At 47.3% G+C, this 766-nt stretch carries 1 protein-coding gene and 1 pseudogene; both read left to right on the forward strand.

Annotated features, from left to right (window positions below):
- Nucleotides 1–160 (forward strand): DHHA1 domain-containing protein (locus tag A3739_RS28235; RefSeq protein WP_156502692.1); only part of this gene is annotated, 160 nt, incomplete at its 5' end.
- A 54-nt stretch (nucleotides 161–214) separates the two neighbouring features.
- Nucleotides 215–766: pseudogene (locus A3739_RS18995) on the forward strand (aspartate kinase); the annotation flags it as partial.

Raw genomic sequence — 766 nt, forward strand, 5'->3', positions numbered from 1 at the left:
AAAGAAATTTTCAGCTGGCGAATTGATGAAAGAAGTTTCCCAGATCGTTGATGGTAAAGGCGGCGGTCGTCCTGATATGGCGCAAGGTGGTGGCACCAATTTGGCTAGGCTAGATGAAGCTTTAGCTAGGGTTCAAGTTTGGGTTGAAAGTAAGTTATAATCCCGCGCTTTTTGCATATACGTAGTGCGTTGGTAGTGGTACAGGAATAAAGAAATGGCTTTGTTGGTTCAGAAGTTTGGCGGCACATCTGTTGGTACGGTTGAGCGTATCGAAGCTGTTGCGGATAAAATTAAAGGCTTTCGCGATAAGGGAGATGACATCGTCGTAGTTGTTTCTGCAATGAGTGGAGAAACAAATCGATTGATCGGTCTTGCCAGCGACATTACCGACGAGCCTACGCCTAGAGAAATGGATGTATTGGTGTCAACGGGTGAGCAGGTAACGATTGCCTTGTTGAGTATGGCGCTGAACAAAAGAGGCTGTCCTGCGAGATCATATACAGGCGGGCAGGTTCGAATTACAACCGACGATACGCATACGAAGGCTCGCATTCTAGATATCGACGAAGATAAGATGCGCTCTGATATTGAGCAAGGGCGCGTTATCGTTGTAGCTGGATTCCAAGGGGTTGATGAAAAGGGCAATATCACGACGCTTGGTCGGGGCGGTTCAGATACAACTGCTGTTGCCTTGGCGGCTGCTCTTAAAGCTGATGAATGTCAGATATATACGGATGTCGATGGTGTATACACAACAGACCCTCGT

Source organism: Oleiphilus sp. HI0067 (genome assembly GCF_001635735.1).